This window comes from Nocardiopsis chromatogenes YIM 90109 (assembly GCF_000341185.1).
Lineage (GTDB): Bacteria > Actinomycetota > Actinomycetes > Streptosporangiales > Streptosporangiaceae > Nocardiopsis_A > Nocardiopsis_A chromatogenes.
This window is the reverse complement of record NZ_ANBH01000070.1, coordinates 1-16,255: the sequence shown is the minus strand read 5'-3', so window position 1 is coordinate 16,255 and position 16,255 is coordinate 1. Positions and strand designations below refer to the sequence as shown.

Genomic DNA, 16,255 nt, shown 5'->3' with positions numbered 1-16,255 from the left:
GCCTACGCTATCGCGGCCCCTGCGGCCGCCGGAAGGCTCGGGCGCCGGGTACGGTCGCGGTCATGGACGGCACGGACACGGACGGTACAGGGTCGGGCGGCGTGCGGGTGCGGGAGGGGATCGTCTTCCCGGACACCGGGGACGGGCACCGGTGGGTGGTCGGCGCCGTGGTGGTGGACGGGCGCGGGAGGGCGTTCGCCCAGCGCCGCTCCCCCGACCGGAAGGCGTTCCCGAACTGCTGGGACGTGGTGGGCGGGCACGTGGAGCCGGGCGAGTCGGCGCCGCGTGCGCTGGCCCGCGAGATCGCCGAGGAGACGGGGTGGAGGCTGCGCTCGGTCGAGGCGGAGCTGTACCGCCTGGTGTGGACCCCGGACGACGGTGTGGAGCGGCACGAGGTGGACTACCTCGTCCGCGTCGACGGCGACCTGTCGGCGCCCCGGCTGGAGGAGGGCAAGCACACCGGGTTCATGTGGGTGGAGGAGGAGCAGGTGCATCTCCTGCACGACGACCGCGACCCGGGCGAGTACTTCATCGCGGACATCGTGCAGAAGGGCCTCGCGGCCGCCCGCGCCCTGGGCTTGGCGGACGGCGCGGGGCGGTCGGGCTGACACGGGCGGAGCCGCCCCCCGCCCGTGTCGCCGCGCCTACCGGCTTCCCCCGCCCAGCCCCGCCACCGCCTTCGGGATGCCCTCCCACAGGTCGGTGGCCGAGATCGGGGCGCCCTGACGCGCCGCGGTCGCCGCGCGGCCGTGGAGGTGGGCCGCGCAGACCGCCGCCTCATGGGCCGCCGCCCCCGCGGCCAGCAGCGATCCCGCGATGCCCGCCAGCACGTCGCCGCTCCCGGCCGTCGCCAGCAGCGGCGTGCCCGCGGTGGCCGCCGCCACCGGGCGGCCCGGGGTCGCCACCAGGGTCGCCGCCCCCTTCAGCAGCACCGTGCACCCGAACCGCTCCGCCGCCCGCCGCACGTGCTCCAACCGGCGCGCCTCCACCTCCTGCCGGTCCGCCCCCAGCAGCCGTGCCAGCTCCCCCGCGTGCGGGGTGAGCAGGGTCGGCGCCCCCCGGCCCGACGGGTCGGCCTCCTCCCGGGCGATCAGGGTGAGGGCGTCGGCGTCCGCCAGCACCGGGACCTGCGAGGCGAACACGCCCCGCAGCTCCTCCGCCGCGGGGGCGTCCGTCCCGCGCCCGGGGCCGATCACCCACGCCGCGACCCGCGCCCCCGGGTCCGCCCGGCCGACCACCGCCTCCGGCCAGCGGTCCAGCACCCGCGCGGCCACGGACTCGGCCCCCAGGTAGCGCACCATCCCCGTGCCGGTGCGCAGCGCCCCGCCGGTGCACAGCACCGCCGCCCCCGGGTAGGCGTCCGACCCCGCGGCCACCCCCAGCACGCCGCGCCGGTACTTGTCGTCGTCGCGGCCGGGCGCGGGCAGCAGGGCGGCGACGTCCGCGTCGTCGAAGGCCTCCAGCTCCGGCGCGGGAAGGTCCGGCCCCAGTCCGATGTCGGCCGCGACCACCCGCCCCGCGTACCCGGCACCCGGGTCGACGAACAGGCCCGGCTTGCCGGTGCCGAAGCAGACCGTGGCGTCGGCGCGCACGGCCTCCCCCTCCACCCGCCCCGTGTCGGCGTCCACACCGCTGGGCAGGTCGACCGCCACCACCGGCGCGGCCGCCCGCCGCGCCGCNCCAGCCGGGCGTGCGGCGGGCGCAGGCCGCCGCGCCCGCCGATGCCCACCAGGCCGTCGACGACGAGGTCGGCGCCGCCGATCTCGCCCTCCGTCCGCTCCGGCGCCTCGTCGGGGCGCCAGGCCCGCCCCCCGGCCGCGCGCAGCGCGGCCAGGCCCCCCTCGTGGGCCGTCGACCCGGCGAGCAGCGCGCGGACCCGGGCCCCGCGGCGGGCGAGGTGCGCCCCGGCGTACAGCGCGTCCCCGCCGTTGTCGCCGCCGCCGACCAGGAGCACCACCCGCGCGCCGTACACGCGGGCGAGGGTGCGCGCGCACACCGCGGCCAGCGCGGCCGCCGCCCGCGCCATCAGCGCCCCGTCGGGCAGGCGCGCCATCAGCGCCTCCTCCGCCGCCCGCACGACCTCCACCGTGTGCGCCCTGCGCATCCGTTCCTCCGTTCCACCGTCCGTCCGTCCGGCCCGTGTGTCCTCGACGGCCCCCAGGAGCATGCCCCGCGCGGGGCCGCCCGACCCCGCCGAGGGCGTGTCACCGGACACCGGACACGGCTGATTTACTTGCCTGAAGCCCGCGAAACCGAGTACCACGGGACGGCACAGGACACACCCGTATGACCTCGACCGATGAACGCACCGCGACCGGCGACGCGCTCGCCGAACGCGTCACCCACCTGCAGAACGCCATGCACAAGCTCGGCGCGGACGTCATCCGCCTGCAGACGCAGCTCGCCGACGTCGCCGCGGCCCGCCCCGAGGAGGAGCCGGAGCCCGGCGAGGCGCCGGCGCCGTTCATCTTCAACATGTCCCGGGAGGCCTACAAGGCCGAGCTGGCCGCCCTCGTCCGGTGGGTGGACGGCTTCCTGGTCCCGGTCTACGTCGGCGACGCCGCCGCCTGGTGCCCCGCCTGGTGGGAGCACCACGAGGCGGTCGGCCGCCTGCACGCGCTGCGCCTGGCCTACACCGAGCTGGCCGACACCGCCTCCGCGGGGCCGGCCGGTCCGGCCCGCTGGCACGCCGAGCACCTGGACCCGCTGCTGGCCCGGCTGCTCGCCGACGACGGGCCGTTCTCCGGCTGCCTGGGCGGGGCCGGACACGTGGAGCGGCGGCGGCCCGCGCCGCGGGCGGCGGCCCTACAGCCGGATCAGGTGCGGGACGAAGGATGAGGTGTCGTCGGTGATGAGGTTCTCGGTCTCCCGGATGCCCAGGCCCGCCGCCCCGTCGCCGACCACCCACGCCCCCAGCACCGGGTGCTGCCCGTCGAAGGCGGGAAGCGGCGCGAACTCCTGGAACACATACCCCTCGGCCCCGTACTCGCCGGGCCTGCGCTCCAGCTCACCGCCGGGGACGGTGATGGCCGTGCTCGCGCCCTCCCGCCCCAGCAGCGGCTTGGCGACGTAGGCGTCCATGCCGCCGGGGTCGCCCAGCCGCGCGGGCAGCAGGTTGGGGTGCCCCGGGTACATCTCCCACAGCACCGCCAGCAGGGCCTTGTTGGACAGCACCATCTTCCACACCGGCTCCACCCAGGCGGTGGTGTCGAGGTTCTGCAGCACCAGCGGCCCGAACCGGTCGTGGATCAGCCACTCCCACGGGTACAGCTTGAACGCCGCCCGGATGCGCTGGGCGTCCAGGTCGACGAAGGCCTGCTCCCCCTGGTGCCAGCCGACGTCCTCCAGTGCGGTGTCGCGGGTGGCGACCCCGGCGGCGCGCGCCGTCTCCTCCAGGTAGGCGGTGGTGAGCGCCTCCTCGCCGGTCTCGTCCTCGCTGGTCCAGGCGAAGTGCACCCGCTCCCCCGGAAGGCGCGGCGCGATCTCGGCCCAGCGCTCCACCAGCCGCTCGTGCACCGAGTTCCACTGGTCCTGGCCGGGGTGGACGTCCTGCATCCAGTGCCACTGCACGACGGCGGCCTCCACCAGGGCGGTGGGGGTGTCGGCGTTGTACTCCAGCAGCTTGGCGGGCCCGCTCCCGTCGTAGACGAGGTCGAAGCGCCCGTACAGGCAGGGGTCGCCGCGCCGCCAGGAGTCCCGGATGAACGGCGCCGCCCAGTCGGGGATGCCGAAGTCGGCGTGGCGCTTCCCGGCGACGACGAACTCCACCGCCTCCAGGCACATGCGGTGCAGCTCCTCGACGGTCCGCTCGAGCGCGAGGACCTCCTCCATCGCGAACTCGTAGTGCACCGACTCGTCCCAGTAGGGCCGGGTGAGGTGCTCGGGGTGCACCGATACGTGGAACCCGAGCCCCTGCTCCTCGACGATGTCCGGCCAGCCCGGCCGCACCGGGTTGCCGCTGCTCCTCTTCACGCGCTCCTCCTCAGCCGCCGCTGCCGCCGCGGCCGCCCATGCCGCCCCGCTGGATGACCCGGCCGCTCTCGGTGACCACGCGCGCGTCGGAGGGCCGGGTGGTGCTCCCGCCGCTGACCCGCCCGCTGTCGGCGTTCCCGCCGTAGTAGAAGAAGTAGCCGCCGGTCCGGGCGCCGCTGCCGCCGCTGCTGCTCGACGATGAGGAGGAGTCGTCGTCGCACCGGTCCTCGTTCACGACCCGGTACGACCCGTCCGGCCGGCGGTCCTTGTCCACGCACCGGGCGGTCACCGTGTCGGGGCTGCCGCACCCGGCCACGGCCAGCGACAGCGCGCTCAGCGCGCTGACGAACACCGTCGCCGAGCTCTTGCGCCCCGTCGTCCGGAAGCTCCCTCGGTCCTGCTCGTCCTGGGGGATCATGCTCCGTGGGCCCCTTTCCGCTCGCGTCCCACCCCGGTGGGACGCGGCGCGCGGCGGCCCCGTTCCGCACCGGGCGTGTCCGGAAACGGCCGATGGGCCCGAACCGGGCGGGGTTCAGGTCTTGCGCAGGCGGACCCGCCGCACCCGGTGGTCGGGCCCCTTGTGCAGGACGAGGGTGGCCCGCGCCCGGGTGGGCTGGATGTTCTCCACCAGGTTGACCTCGTTGATGCTGCGCCAGGTGTTCATCGCGAACTCCTTGGCGCGCTCCTCGCCGACCGTGGTGGCCATGGAGTGGAAGTAGGAGCGGGGGTCGGAGAAGGCGGTGCGCCGCAGCTCCAGGAACCGGTCCAGGTACCAGGTGCGGATGTGCTCGGGCTTGGCGTCGACATAGATGGAGAAGTCGAAGAAGTCCGAGACCGCCAGGTGCCCGGCCAGCGGGGGCTGGAGCACGTTGATGCCCTCCACCACGAGGATGTCGGGCCGGTGCACGGTCTGCGCCGCGCCGGGGACGATGTCGTAGTGCAGGTGCGAGTAGACGGGGATGTCCTTGGCGGGCGCCCCGGCCTTCATCTCCTGCACGAAGCGCACCAGGGCCCGCCGGTCGTAGCTCTCCGGGAACCCCTTGCGGTTCATGATCCCGCGCTCCTGCAGGACGCGGTTGGGGTAGAGGAAGTTGTCGGTGCTGACCAGCTCCACGTCGGGGTGGTCGGGCCACTGGGCGAGCAGGGCGCGCAGCAGCCGGGCCGCGGTGGACTTGCCCACCGCGACGCTCCCGGCCACGCCGATCACGAAGGGCACCGGACGGTCGTCCTCGCCGAGGAACGCCCGCACCGCCCCGTGGCGCTGCCGGGTGGCCTTGACGTACAGGTTGAGCAGCCGGGAGAGGGGGAGGTAGATGTCCCTGACCTCGTCCAGCGACGTCGGGTCGGAGGTGCCGCGCAGCACCTCCAGCTCGGCTTCGGTCAGGGCCAGCGGGGTGGCGTCGCGCAGGGCCGCCCATCCGCCGCGGTCCAGCTCCACGTACGGCGTCGAGAAGCCGTTCTTCGTCGCTTGTGACACGTCTGCCCACTTTAGATGAGCCCTGCCCGGCCCCGGCCGACCGGGGCGGGCCCCGGGGCGGCGCGCCGGATCCGGCCGTGTCTTTTTTGAGTGCTTCGCCACGCGGGGCGCGGCGCCCACTCGGCGCCCGCCCGGGTGCCCCCACCTGCGCCTCCTCGCCGCCGGGTGCCAACTGGTCTATACCGCTACCTGCGAAAACGGCCAGTGGTCCAGTCCACGACGGGGCGAAATACGCCCCCGGCTGAACTACTCTGGCGGCCATGTGCGGAATCGTTGGCTACGTCGGGCCGCAACCGGCGCTACAGGTCGTGGTGGACGGCCTCGCCAGGCTGGAGTACCGCGGATACGACTCCGCGGGCATCGCCGTGCTCAGCGGCGGCCGCCTGCAGACCGAGAAGCGGGCCGGAAAGCTCGCCAACCTGCGCGCCGCCCTGGAGGCGGCGCCCCCGGAGGCGGACGGCATCGGCATCGGGCACACCCGCTGGGCCACCCACGGGGCGCCGACCGACGTCAACGCCCACCCGCACGTGGACGGCGACCGGCGGGTCGCGGTCATCCACAACGGGATCATCGAGAACTTCGCCGCCCTGCGCGTGGAGCTGGAGGAGCGCGGCTGCAAGTTCACCTCCGAGACCGACACCGAGGTGGCCGCACACCTGCTCGGCGAGGAGCTCAAGGACCGCGGCGACGGCGACCTGGCCGCCGCGATGCGCACCGTGTGCCGCCGTCTGGAGGGCGCGTTCACCCTGGTCGCCATGGAGGCCGGCGACCCCGGCCTGGTCGTGGCCGCGCGCCGCAACTCCCCCCTGGTGGTCGGGCGCGGCGACGGCGAGAACTTCCTGGCCAGCGACGTGGCCGCGTTCATCGCGCACACCCGCGACGCGATCGAGCTGGGCCAGGACCAGGTGGTGGAGCTGCGCGCGGACTCGGTGCGCGTCACCGACTACGACGGCCGCCCCGCCGAGGTGCGCGAGTACCACGTGGACTGGGACGCCTCGGCCGCCGAGAAGGGCGGCTACGAGTACTTCATGCTCAAGGAGATCGTCGAGCAGCCCCGGGCGCTCGCCGACACCCTGCTGGGCCGGGTCGCCGCCGACGGCACCCTCACCCTGGACGAGATGCGGCTCACCCCCTCCGACCTGCGCGAGATCTCCAAGATCGTGATCATCGCGTGCGGCACCTCCTACCACGCGGGGATGATCGCCAAGTACGCGGTCGAGCACTGGTGCCGCATCCCCTGCGAGGTGGAGGTCGCCAGCGAGTTCCGCTACCGCGACCCGATCCTGGACCGGCAGACCCTGGTGATCGCCATCTCCCAGTCCGGGGAGAGCATGGACACCCTGATGGCGGTGCGCTACGCCCGCGAGCAGGGCGCCCGGGTGCTGGCCATCTGCAACGTCAACGGCTCCACCATCCCCCGCGAGTCCGACGCGGTGCTCTACACCCACGCCGGTCCGGAGGTCGGGGTGGCCGCCACCAAGACCTTCCTCACCCAGCTGGCCGCCTGCTACCTGGTGGGCCTGTACCTGGCGCAGGTGCGCGGGCACAAGTTCGGCGACGAGATCAACACCGTCATCGGCCAGCTCGCGCACATGCCCGAGCAGGTGGAGAAGGTGCTGGACACGGTCGACCCGGTGCGCGCGCTCGCCCGCTCCCTGGCCGACGCCGACACGGTGCTGTTCCTCGGCCGCCACGTGGGCTACCCGGTGGCCATGGAGGGCGCGCTCAAGCTCAAGGAGCTCGCCTACATGCACGCCGAGGCGTTCGCCGCCGGCGAGCTCAAGCACGGCCCGATCGCGCTGATCGAGGACGGCCTGCCGGTGGTCGTGGTGGTGCCCTCCCGCGAGGGCCGGGGCGTGCTGCACGACAAGATCGTCAGCAACATCCAGGAGATCCGGGCGCGCGGCGCCCGCACCGTGGTGATCGCCGAGGAGGGCGACGAGGCGGTGCGCCCGTTCGCCGACGAGCTGGTGGAGATCCCGGCGGTGCCCACGCTCCTGCAGCCGATCGTCTCCACGGTGCCGCTGCAGGTGTTCGCCTGCGAGCTGGCGCTGGCCAAGGGCAACGACGTGGACCAGCCCCGCAACCTGGCCAAGAGCGTCACCGTCGAGTAGGGGCGCCTGGCGCGGGTGCGGCCGCGCGGCGCGGCCGGATGGGGCCATGGGCCCCAAGGGGCCGGTTGGCCCCGGGCGCACAGGGGTAATTGGGGATGCGTGTGCGGGAGAGCCGCGCGCGCATCCCCGACCCCGAGACGAACAGGACGCCCATGCGAGTGCGAAGAGGCGCCGCCATGGCGGCCGCCGTCCTGACCGCCCTGGTCCCGGCGACGACCGCCGCCTCCGCCGACCCCGCCGGCGGGATCGGCGACCCGTACTTCCCCTCCTACGGCAACACCGGCTACGACGTCGGCCACTACGACCTGCGCCTGGACTACGCGCCGGACACCGACCTCCTCAAGGGGACGGCGACCCTGGTCACCCGCACCACCGAGGAGCTGGACTCCTTCACCCTCGACTTCCTGCTGGACGTCGACTCGGTCCGGGTCAACGGCCGCCCCGCCGACTTCTCCTCCGAGGGCCACAAGCTGACCGTGGCCCCCTCCCGTCCGGTGGCCGAGGACCGGCAGATGACGGTCGTCGTCAAGTACGAGGACCGTCCTTCCGAGGCGAGCTGGCAGGACGTGCCCAGCGCCTGGCACCGCACCTCGGACGGCGCGATCGCGCTCGGCGAGCCGGAGGCCTCCTGGTGGTGGTTCCCCGCCAACGACCACCCCCGTGACAAGGCCACCTTCGACGTGCGCGTGCAGGTCCCCGAAGGCTACGAGGCGATCAGCAACGGCGAGCTCACCGGGCGCCAGACCCGCGGCGGCAAGGACATCTACCTCTGGCGGCAGGACCAGCCCGCCGCCACGTACCTCGCCACACTGGCGGTCGGCCGGTACGAGGTGCACGAGGATACGACCGCCTCGGGCCTGCCGGTGTACAACGCCTACGCCCCCGACCTCGGACGGCTCGCCGGTCCGGCGCGGGCCAGCATCGAGCGCGGTGGGGAGATCCTGGAATTCCAGGAGAGGACCTTCGGCCCCTACCCCTACAACGCCCTGGGCGGCGTGGTGGCGGGGCCCGAGGCGGACCTCGGGTACGCGCTGGAGACCCAGACCCGGCCGGTGTACAGCCACGTGTTCTTCTCCCGCGGCTCCAACACCTACGTCGTCGCGCACGAGCTGGCCCACCAGTGGTGGGGCGACCACGTGTCGGTCGACACCTGGCAGGACATCTGGCTGAACGAGGGCTTCGCCAGCTACGCCGAGTGGATGTGGTCGGAGCACGAGGGCGAGGGCACCGCGCAGGAGCTCGCCGAGTACACCTACGACGCCTATCCGGCCGACAGCGGCTTCTGGACGGTCACCCCGGGCGACCCCGGCTCCGAGAACGTCTTCCACCCCGCCGTCTACGACCGCGGCGCTCTCGCGGTGCACGCCCTGCGCGCCGAGGTGGGCCAGCGGACCTTCTACCGGATCCTGTACGCCTGGCAGCAGGAGCACGCGCACGGCAACGCCACCGTCCAGGACTTCATCGACCTGTCGGAGAAGATCTCCGGCAAGGATCTCGACCCCGTGTTCGACACCTGGCTGTTCACCCCTGAGCGGCCCGAGTCCGCGCCGGGCACCCTGCGCACCGCCGCGGCCGCCGAATCGGCGCCCGCGAAGCCGGAGTCCTGGGACACCATCCAGCGCAACCGCGAGCTGTTCCACGACGGACAGCACGGCGGGCACGGCGACCACTAGCCGGTCCCCCGGGAACAACGACGGAACGGGGCGCCCCCTGCGAGGGGCGCCCCGTTCCGCTGTTCCGCTCCGGGTCAGCCCAGGCGCTCGCGCACGGTCCCCGCCAGGGCCTCGGCCACCTCGGCCGCCCGGTCCTGGGACGGGGCCTCCACCATGACGCGCACCATCGGCTCGGTGCCGCTGGGGCGCAGCAGCACCCGGCCCTCGCCGCCGAGCTCGGCCTCGGCGCGGGCGACCGCCGCGGCCACCCCCTCGTCGTCGGCGGCCCGGCCCTTGTCCACCCCGCGCACGTTCACCAGCACCTGCGGCAGCCGCACCATCGCCTTGGCCAGCTCGCCCAGGGCCAGCCCGCGGCGGCTCACCGCCCCCAGCAGCAGCATCCCGGTCAGCAGGCCGTCGCCGGTGGTCGCGTGGTCCAGCAGCACCACGTGTCCGGACTGCTCGCCGCCCAGCGAGTAGGAGCCCTCGCGCATGGCCTCCAGCACGTACCGGTCGCCGACCGGCGTCTCCACCACCGCGATCCCGGCCTGGGCCATGGCCTGCTTCAGGCCCAGGTTGCTCATCACCGTGACCACCAGGGTGGAGGAGGCCAGGCGCCCGGCCTCCTGCAGCTCCAGCGCCAGGATCGCCATGATCTGGTCGCCGTCGACGACCGAACCGTCCCCGGCCACCGCCAGGCAGCGGTCGGCGTCGCCGTCGTGCGCCAGCCCGGCGTCGGCGCCGTGCTCGACCACCGCGGCGCGCAGCGCCTCCAGGTGGGTGGAGCCGCACCCGGCGTTGATGTTCAGCCCGTCCGGCCGGTCGCCGATGGTGACGACCTCGGCCCCGGCCCGGCGCAGCGCCTCCGGCGCCACCGCGGTGGCCGCGCCGTTGGCGCAGTCGACCACGACCTTGAGGCCCTCCAGGCGGGTCGGGAGCGCGGAGAGCACGTGCGCGATGTAGCGCTCGGCGCCGTCTCCGGCCTCGCTCACCCGGCCCACGCCCTCGCCGACGGCCCCCTCGGCGGGCTCGGCCAGGGCCGCCTCGATCTCGTCCTCCACCGCGTCGGGCAGCTTCTGCCCGCCCCGGCCGAAGAACTTGATCCCGTTGTCCGGGGCCGGGTTGTGGCTCGCCGAGAGCATCACGCCGAAGTCGGCGCCGAGCTCGCCGGTCAGGTGGGCGACCGCCGGGGTGGGCAGCACCCCCAGCCGGACCACGTCCACGCCGGCCCCGGCCAGGCCGGCCACCACGGCCGCCTCCAAGAACTCGCCGGAGGCGCGGGGGTCGCGCCCGACCACCGCGGTGGGGCGGCGGTCGGGACCGGCCCCGCGCCCCAGGACGCGCGCGGCGGCGGCGGACAGATCCAGTGCGAGGGCGGCGGTGAGATCGCGCCCGGCGACCCCCCGAACCCCGTCGGTACCGAACAAGCGAGCCACAGCGAATAGCCCCTTCAATCGAAGCGGAAAAGGGTCAGGGAGAGGGGATGCCGCCGACAGGAGCCGGGAAACAGCTGTGGCCCGCACTGGCCACCCCGGTGGTACGGGGGACCGGCGGGCCACAGCCTGCGGCGCGAGGGGCGCCGGTGTCCTCGGCAGCGCGTCAGCGCTTGGAGAACTGCGGAGCCTTGCGGGCCTTCTTCAGACCGGCCTTCTTGCGCTCCACCTCGCGGGCGTCGCGGGTCAGGAAGCCGGACTTCTTCAGCGACGGGCGGTTGTTCTCCGGGTCCAGCCCGGCCAGGGCGCGGGCCAGCCCGTGGCGCAGGGCGCCGGCCTGGCCGCTGGTGCCGCCGCCGTCCAGGCGGGCGAACACGTCGTAGGCGCCCTCGAACCCGAGGCTGACCAGCGGCTCCTTGATCTCCTGCTGGTGCACCTTGTCGGGGAAGTAGACCTCGAGCGGCTTGCCGTTGATCTTCCACTCCCCGGCCCCGGGGGTGATGCGCACGCGCGCCACGGCCTGCTTGCGGCGGCCGGTGCCGGCGCCCGGGCCGGAAGCCGTGGGGACGTAGGCCGCGTCGGGCGCCTCGGGCGACTCGGTGGTGTACTCGGCGGGGAACTCCTCGCTCCCGTCGAATTCCTGGGTGACGTCTTCGATGCCGGTGGGCTCGACCACGGTTCTCCTCGTACTTCCTGTTGGCTCTCGCGAACGCCTAGGCGGGCTGCTCGATCTTGCTGATCTCGAAAGGCACCGGCTGCTGTGCCTGGTGCGGGTGCTCCGGCCCGGCGTAGACCTTCAGCTTCTTGGCCATCTGGCGGCCGAGAGAGCCCTTGGGGAGCATGCCCTTCACGGCCTTCTCCACGGCGCGGTCGGGGCGCTTCTCGAGAAGCTCGGCATAGCTCACGCTGCGCAGACCGCCCGGGTAGCCGGAGTGCCGGTACGCGCGCTTCTGCTCGCGCTTGCGACCCGTCAGCGCCACCTTGTCGGCGTTCACGACGATCACGAAGTCGCCCGTGTCGAGGTGCGGCGCGTAGTAGGTCTTGTGCTTGCCTCGGAGCAGCGTTGCGACGTGGCTGGCCAGCCGGCCGAGCACGACATCGCTTGCGTCGATGACGTGCCACTGACGCTGGACATCGCTGGGCTTGGGGCTGTATGTGCGCACGATCGTAAGCCTTCGTCTCTGTCGGCGTGGTCCGTACCCTCCTGCGCGAAGGGCCGGGGACTTATTCCTGGGCCGGCCGCCTCGGGCGGGACCCAGGCGTTCCGGTGTTGAGTGCGCGGACGATGATGCGTGATCGGCGCCCGGCGACGACTCGCGGGAACCCACGGCAACTCAACGCACAACGACGGAGTATCCTATCGGCATACGACACCGCAGGTCAAAACGGCCTGCGGCTGCGCCGGACCCCGTCCGGCGGCCCGCCTACCGTGACTACTCCTTCTCTCATTATGCCCCGCCGCGCGAGTGCTTCGTCCGCCCCGCGCGCGCGAAGGCCGTGCCCCGCACACACGGGGCGCGGAAGCACCGGCGCGGGACGGGCGCTAAAGTCGGCGGTGAGCCTACCGTTCCCGCGCGCCGAACGCACCGGCGACGCGCCCGGCACCGCCGTTCGCCGCCCGTGCCGACTCCGCCCGCCCCCGGGCCGCGCGCTCACCCCGTCGGGCCCGCGGCCTTCCCTTTCCCGGACGCCCACGGAGGAGTCCCATCTCACCGCATCCGAACGAGCCCAGCGACGGCCGCCCCGGCCCCGGAGACGGCGCGCCCGGGCGACAGGAGCCCGACATGAACCAGGAGCCGAACCCTCCCGGCCCGCAGCAGGGGGCGCGCCCCCAGGGGCCGCCCCCTCCGCCGCCCCCGCCGCCCGGCGGCGCGCAAGGCCCCGCGCAGGGACCGCCTCCGCGACCACCGCGGGCGCTCCCCCCGGGCGCGCCCGGCGCCCCGGGTGCTCCGGGTGTCCCAGGCGCCCCGGGTCCCGGCGGCCCCACCGGCGGGCAGCGCCCGCTGCCGCCGCCCGGCGCCCGGCGCCCCGGCCCGCCTCCGGGCGCGCCGAACAGCGGTCCGCAGGCGCCTCAGGGGCCCCGGCCCCCGCAGGGGGCGCGGCCGGGTCCGCCGCCCGGCGCGCCACAGGGCCCACCACCCGCGGCGCCGCAGGGTGCACCGCAGGGACCGCCGCCCCACGGCCCCCAGGGCCCGCCCCCGCCTCCGGGGGCGCCGGGGCCGCAGGGCCGACGGCCGCAGGGCCCGCCCCCGCCTCCGGGCGGACGTCCGGGTCCGCCGCCCGGCGCACCGCAGGGACCGCCTCCCGGCGGGGCCCCGGGGCCGCGGCCTGGGCCTCCCCCGCCTCCGAACGCCCCCGGCCCGAACCCTCCCGGACCGGACGGCCCTCCGCGGCCTCCGCAGGACGCCGCCTCCCCGCTCCAGGGGCGCGTGGTCGGTCCGGGGCAGATGCCCGCGGCCGATGACGAACCCCTCGTCGTGGACGAGGAGGCCACACAGACCATCGGCGCCGTCCCCGCCGACGGAGCGGCGGCCCCCGGCGCCCCCGCGTCCTCCGAGGAGTTCGGCGGGCGCCCGATGTTCCGCGACGAGTCCCCGAACCCGGGCGGCACCACCGCCGAGATCGACCTGTCCGAGATGGAGGACCTGGACCCGGGTCCGCGCGGCCGCGGCCGCCGCGGCGCCGGGATGCGCGGCGGGACGGCCGCCAAGGTCCTGGCCGGAGTGGGATTCCTCGCCCTGCTCGGCGTCGCGGGCACGGCCGCGTTCATGCTGGCCGGAAGCGGTTCCACCGACGGCGGCGGGGACGGCGGGGACGGCGGCGGCGCCCAGGCGGCCGAGGCGCCGTCCGACCCGCAGCAATTGGAGTCGGGGGACCTGTTCCCCGAGACCCTGGAGATCGGCGGGCAGGAGTACACGCTGGCGCTGGTCGACGACACCGACGACTGCGCCACCGTCGGGCGCGGCGGCTACGGCGCCGCCCTCGACGAGGCCGGGTGCCGCCAGGTCATCCGTGCGACCTACGTCTCCGACGGCGGGGAGACCGCCGTCACCGCCGGGGTCGCCGCGATGGGCTCACCGGACGACGCCGGGGCCGCGCTGGAGGCCCAGGACCTCCAGGCCGGTGACTGGTTCGCCGGGCTGAAGGGCACCGACGGCAGCGGCGCCGAGGGGATGGACACCGCCCCGGGCATCGGCTCCGGCGGGCAGTGGGGCCCCTACCTGCTGTTCTCGTACGCGGCCAACGCCGACGGCACACCGCCCGGAGACGGCTCGGACCTGGAGGACGCCGCCCCCGGGTTCGTCGAGTCCACCCTGGGCTCCCTCGCCGACCAGGTGGGTTGAGCCCGCGGCCGCCGCCCCTGCACCGGACCCGGGGCGGCGGCCGCTCATCAGCGCTCCAGGGTGCGCACCCGCCGGGTCGCCCGCGCGCGGGCGGCCAGCAGCTCACCGGCGGGGTAGGCCACCTCCTCCAGGCTCAGCCCGTGCGGGGCCACCACGTGGACGGCCGAGTCGCGCACGCCCGCCCGCAGCACCCCGGCGGGCCAGTCCGGGTCCCGGCGGCCGTCCCCGACCGCCAGCATCGCCCCCACCAGGGCCCGCACCATGTTGTGGCAGAACGCGTCGGCCTGCACCGTCCCGGCCAGCAGGTGCTCCTCCTCGCGCACCCACTCCATGCGCAGCAGCTCGCGGACCGTGGTCGCCCCCTCCCGCCTGCGGCAGTAGGCGGCGAAGTCGTGCTCGCCGGTCAGCTGCGCGGCGGCCAGGTTCATCCGGTCGGCGTCCAGGGGCCGCTTGTGCCACAGCACGTGGTGCCGCCACAGCGGCTCCACCCCCCACGGCGCGTCGCTCACCCGGTACACATAGCGCCGGTGCAGGGCGGAGAAGCGGGCGTCGAAGCCCTCCGGCGCCGGGGCCACCGACCGCACCCGCACGTCCGGCGGGAGCACCCCGGCCAGGCGGCGCACCGCCCGCTCGCCCTCGGCCTCCCACACCTCCTCCGGCACGTCCAGGTGGGCGACCTGCCCCCCGGCGTGCACACCGGCGTCGGTGCGCCCGGCCACCGTCAGCTGCGCCCGCTCCCGCGGCAGGCGCAGCACCTTGGCCAGCGCCTCCTGGAGCACCCCCTGCACGGTGCGGCGGTCGGGCTGCTCGGCCCAGCCGGAGAAGCCCGAACCGTCGTAGGCGAGGTCGAGGCGCAGGCGGATCATCGTGGGACCTTCCTGGTGTGCGGCGAAACAACGGTGCCCGGCCCCCTGCGGGGGCCGGGCACCGGCGGTCGAGCGGGCAAGGGGCGTCCCCTTACTCCTCGTCCTTCTTGTCCTCGGCGGTCTCCGCCGCGGCCTCGGGGGCCGCTTCGGCGGCCTGGTCCTCGGCCTTGTCCTCCGCCTTCTCCTCGGCGGGCGCGGCCTCGGCGGCCGCGGCCTCCTCGGCCTTGGCCTTCTTGACGGCCGGGCGGTTGAGGGCCTCCACCAGCTCGATCACGGCCATGGGGGCGTTGTCGCCCTTGCGCGGCCCGATCTTGGTGATGCGGGTGTAGCCGCCCTCGCGGTTCTCGTAGCGCGGGCCGATCTCGGTGAACAGCTCGTGCACGACCGCCTTGTCGCGGATGGTGCGCAGCACCTGGCGGCGCGCGTGCAGGTCGCCGCGCTTGCCCAGGGTGATGAGCTTCTCCGCGTAGGGGCGCAGGCGCTTGGCCTTGGCCTCGGTGGTCTTGATGCGGCCGTGCTGGAACAGCGAGGTCGCCAGGTTCGCCAGCATGAGCCGCTCATGGGCCGGGCCGGAACCCAGGCGAGGCCCCTTCGTCGGCGTGGGCATCGTGTACTTCTCCTAGTGGTGCGGGCCGCGGCCGCAGAACGGCCGCGGTCCTCGGGGCGACGTCTTCTAGTACTGCTCGGTCTCGACGTAGGACTGGTCGTCGTCGTCGGAACCGTAGGAGTCGGCCGCGCTGCTCGGGTCGAACCCGGGCGGGGAGTCCTTCAGCGAGAGGCCCATGTCCACGAGCTTCTGCTTGACCTCCTCGATGGACTTGGCACCGAAGTTCCTTATATCCAGAAGGTCCTGCTCGGAGCGGGCGACGAGCTCGCCCACCGTGTGGATGCCCTCGCGCTTGAGGCAGTTGTAGGAACGCACCGTGAGGTTGAGGTCCTCGATCGGCAGCGCCAGGTCGGCGGCCAGGGCGGCGTCCGTGGGCGAGGGGCCCATGTCGATGCCCTCGGCGTCGACGTTGAGCTCGCGCGCCAGCCCGAACAGCTCCACCAGCGTCTTGCCGGCGCTGGCCACGGCGTCGCGGGGCCGGATGCTCGGCTTGGTCTCGACGTCCAGGATGAGCCGGTCGAAGTCGGTGCGCTGCTCGACGCGGGTGGCCTCGACCTTGTAGGTGACCCGCAGCACCGGCGAGTAGATGGAGTCGATCGGGATACGGCCGATCTCCTGGCCGGGCTGCTTGTTCTGGGTCGCCGAGACGTACCCGCGGCCGCGCTCGACCGTCAGCTCCATCTCCAGCTTGCCCTTGCTGTTCAGCGTGGCGATGTGCAGGTCGGGGTTGTGCACCTCGACCCCCGCCGGCGGCGCGATGTCCGCGGCGGTCACCACACCGGGCCCCTGC

The 16,255-nt window shown here is 74.6% G+C and carries 14 protein-coding genes and 1 pseudogene; 5 read left to right on the top strand and 10 right to left on the bottom strand.

Annotated elements, in window-relative coordinates; translation table 11 throughout:
• Positions 1 to 62 precede the first annotated feature (62 nt).
• Entirely contained in the window at positions 63 to 608 is a 546-nt protein-coding gene (locus D476_RS0107220; protein ID WP_017623280.1) for an NUDIX domain-containing protein, read from the top strand.
• Between the two features lie 36 nt (positions 609 to 644).
• On the opposite strand, the pseudogene D476_RS32380 reads toward D476_RS0107220, so the two are convergent.
• A pseudogene (locus D476_RS32380) lies at positions 645 to 2,104 on the bottom strand (NAD(P)H-hydrate dehydratase).
• A 182-nt stretch (positions 2,105 to 2,286) separates the two neighbouring features.
• Between D476_RS32380 and D476_RS0107210 the strand changes: the two are divergent.
• Positions 2,287 to 2,838, top strand: a complete 552-nt coding sequence (locus D476_RS0107210) for a DUF4913 domain-containing protein (protein WP_017623277.1) — start codon at positions 2,287 to 2,289, stop codon at positions 2,836 to 2,838.
• On the opposite strand, the gene D476_RS0107205 is transcribed toward D476_RS0107210, so the two are convergent.
• From D476_RS0107205 to coaA, 3 genes are all read right to left on the bottom strand, one after another.
• Complete coding sequence (locus D476_RS0107205) at positions 2,806 to 3,972, bottom strand: glutathionylspermidine synthase family protein (protein ID WP_017623276.1); 1,167 nt, start codon at positions 3,970 to 3,972, stop codon at positions 2,806 to 2,808. The genes D476_RS0107210 and D476_RS0107205 overlap by 33 nt on opposite strands.
• A 10-nt stretch (positions 3,973 to 3,982) precedes the next feature.
• The gene (locus tag D476_RS0107200; RefSeq protein ID WP_017623275.1) at positions 3,983 to 4,390 is read right to left on the bottom strand and encodes a hypothetical protein; all 408 of its coding nucleotides are present in this window, start codon (positions 4,388 to 4,390) and stop codon (positions 3,983 to 3,985) included.
• Between the two features lie 114 nt (positions 4,391 to 4,504).
• Positions 4,505 to 5,410: a type I pantothenate kinase gene (gene coaA, locus D476_RS0107195; RefSeq protein ID WP_017623274.1), complete on the bottom strand. Its 906-nt coding sequence runs from the start codon at positions 5,408 to 5,410 to the stop codon at positions 4,505 to 4,507.
• Positions 5,411 to 5,709: 299 nt separating this feature from the next.
• On the opposite strand from coaA, the gene glmS reads away from it, so the two are divergent.
• Positions 5,710 to 7,563: a glutamine--fructose-6-phosphate transaminase (isomerizing) gene (gene glmS, locus D476_RS0107190; RefSeq protein WP_083939430.1), complete on the top strand. Its 1,854-nt coding sequence runs from the start codon at positions 5,710 to 5,712 to the stop codon at positions 7,561 to 7,563.
• A 152-nt stretch (positions 7,564 to 7,715) separates the two neighbouring features.
• On the top strand, positions 7,716 to 9,236 hold the full coding sequence (locus D476_RS0107185) for a M1 family metallopeptidase (RefSeq protein WP_026123319.1): 1,521 nt from the start codon (positions 7,716 to 7,718) through the stop codon (positions 9,234 to 9,236).
• Between the two features lie 74 nt (positions 9,237 to 9,310).
• Here the strand turns inward: D476_RS0107185 and glmM are convergent, their stop codons facing one another.
• The 3 genes from glmM to rplM form a co-directional block, all read right to left on the bottom strand.
• Complete coding sequence (gene glmM / locus D476_RS0107180; RefSeq protein WP_026123318.1) at positions 9,311 to 10,651, bottom strand: phosphoglucosamine mutase; 1,341 nt, start codon at positions 10,649 to 10,651, stop codon at positions 9,311 to 9,313.
• A 163-nt stretch (positions 10,652 to 10,814) separates the two neighbouring features.
• The gene (gene rpsI / locus D476_RS0107175; RefSeq protein WP_017623270.1) at positions 10,815 to 11,324 is read right to left on the bottom strand and encodes a 30S ribosomal protein S9; all 510 of its coding nucleotides are present in this window, start codon (positions 11,322 to 11,324) and stop codon (positions 10,815 to 10,817) included.
• 37 nt (positions 11,325 to 11,361) lie between these two features.
• The gene (rplM, locus tag D476_RS0107170) at positions 11,362 to 11,811 is read right to left on the bottom strand and encodes a 50S ribosomal protein L13 (RefSeq protein WP_026123317.1); all 450 of its coding nucleotides are present in this window, start codon (positions 11,809 to 11,811) and stop codon (positions 11,362 to 11,364) included.
• Between the two features lie 1,284 nt (positions 11,812 to 13,095).
• Between rplM and D476_RS0107165 the strand changes: the two genes are divergently transcribed.
• Positions 13,096 to 13,992, top strand: coding sequence for a hypothetical protein (locus tag D476_RS0107165; protein WP_239648620.1), 897 nt, complete (start codon positions 13,096 to 13,098; stop codon positions 13,990 to 13,992).
• Positions 13,993 to 14,039: 47 nt separating this feature from the next.
• Here D476_RS0107165 and truA read toward each other — a convergent pair whose 3' ends face one another.
• The 3 genes from truA to D476_RS0107150 form a co-directional block, all read right to left on the bottom strand.
• On the bottom strand, positions 14,040 to 14,858 hold the full coding sequence (truA, locus tag D476_RS0107160; protein WP_017623267.1) for a tRNA pseudouridine(38-40) synthase TruA: 819 nt from the start codon (positions 14,856 to 14,858) through the stop codon (positions 14,040 to 14,042).
• 91 nt (positions 14,859 to 14,949) lie between these two features.
• Positions 14,950 to 15,465 carry a 50S ribosomal protein L17 gene (rplQ, locus tag D476_RS0107155; RefSeq protein ID WP_026123316.1) on the bottom strand — a complete coding sequence of 172 codons (516 nt, stop codon included), beginning with the start codon at positions 15,463 to 15,465 and terminating at the stop codon, positions 14,950 to 14,952.
• A 66-nt stretch (positions 15,466 to 15,531) separates the two neighbouring features.
• Positions 15,532 to 16,255: DNA-directed RNA polymerase subunit alpha (locus D476_RS0107150; protein WP_017623265.1), on the bottom strand; the 724-nt coding region annotated here is incomplete at its 5' end.

Bases quoted from the DNA above. Each gene is read 5' to 3' on its own strand.
- D476_RS0107220 (WP_017623280.1), top strand. From the start codon at position 63: ATGGACGGCACGGACACGGACGGTACAGGGTCGGGCGGCGTGCGGGTG.
- glmS (WP_083939430.1), top strand. From the start codon at position 5,710: ATGTGCGGAATCGTTGGCTACGTCGGGCCGCAACCGGCGCTACAGGTC.
- D476_RS0107165 (WP_239648620.1), top strand. From the start codon at position 13,096: ATGCCCGCGGCCGATGACGAACCCCTCGTCGTGGACGAGGAGGCCACA.
- D476_RS0107200 (WP_017623275.1), bottom strand. From the start codon at position 4,390: ATGATCCCCCAGGACGAGCAGGACCGAGGGAGCTTCCGGACGACGGGG.
- rplQ (WP_026123316.1), bottom strand. From the start codon at position 15,465: ATGCCCACGCCGACGAAGGGGCCTCGCCTGGGTTCCGGCCCGGCCCAT.
- D476_RS0107210 (WP_017623277.1), top strand. From the start codon at position 2,287: ATGACCTCGACCGATGAACGCACCGCGACCGGCGACGCGCTCGCCGAA.
- D476_RS0107185 (WP_026123319.1), top strand. From the start codon at position 7,716: ATGCGAGTGCGAAGAGGCGCCGCCATGGCGGCCGCCGTCCTGACCGCC.
- truA (WP_017623267.1), bottom strand. From the start codon at position 14,858: ATGATCCGCCTGCGCCTCGACCTCGCCTACGACGGTTCGGGCTTCTCC.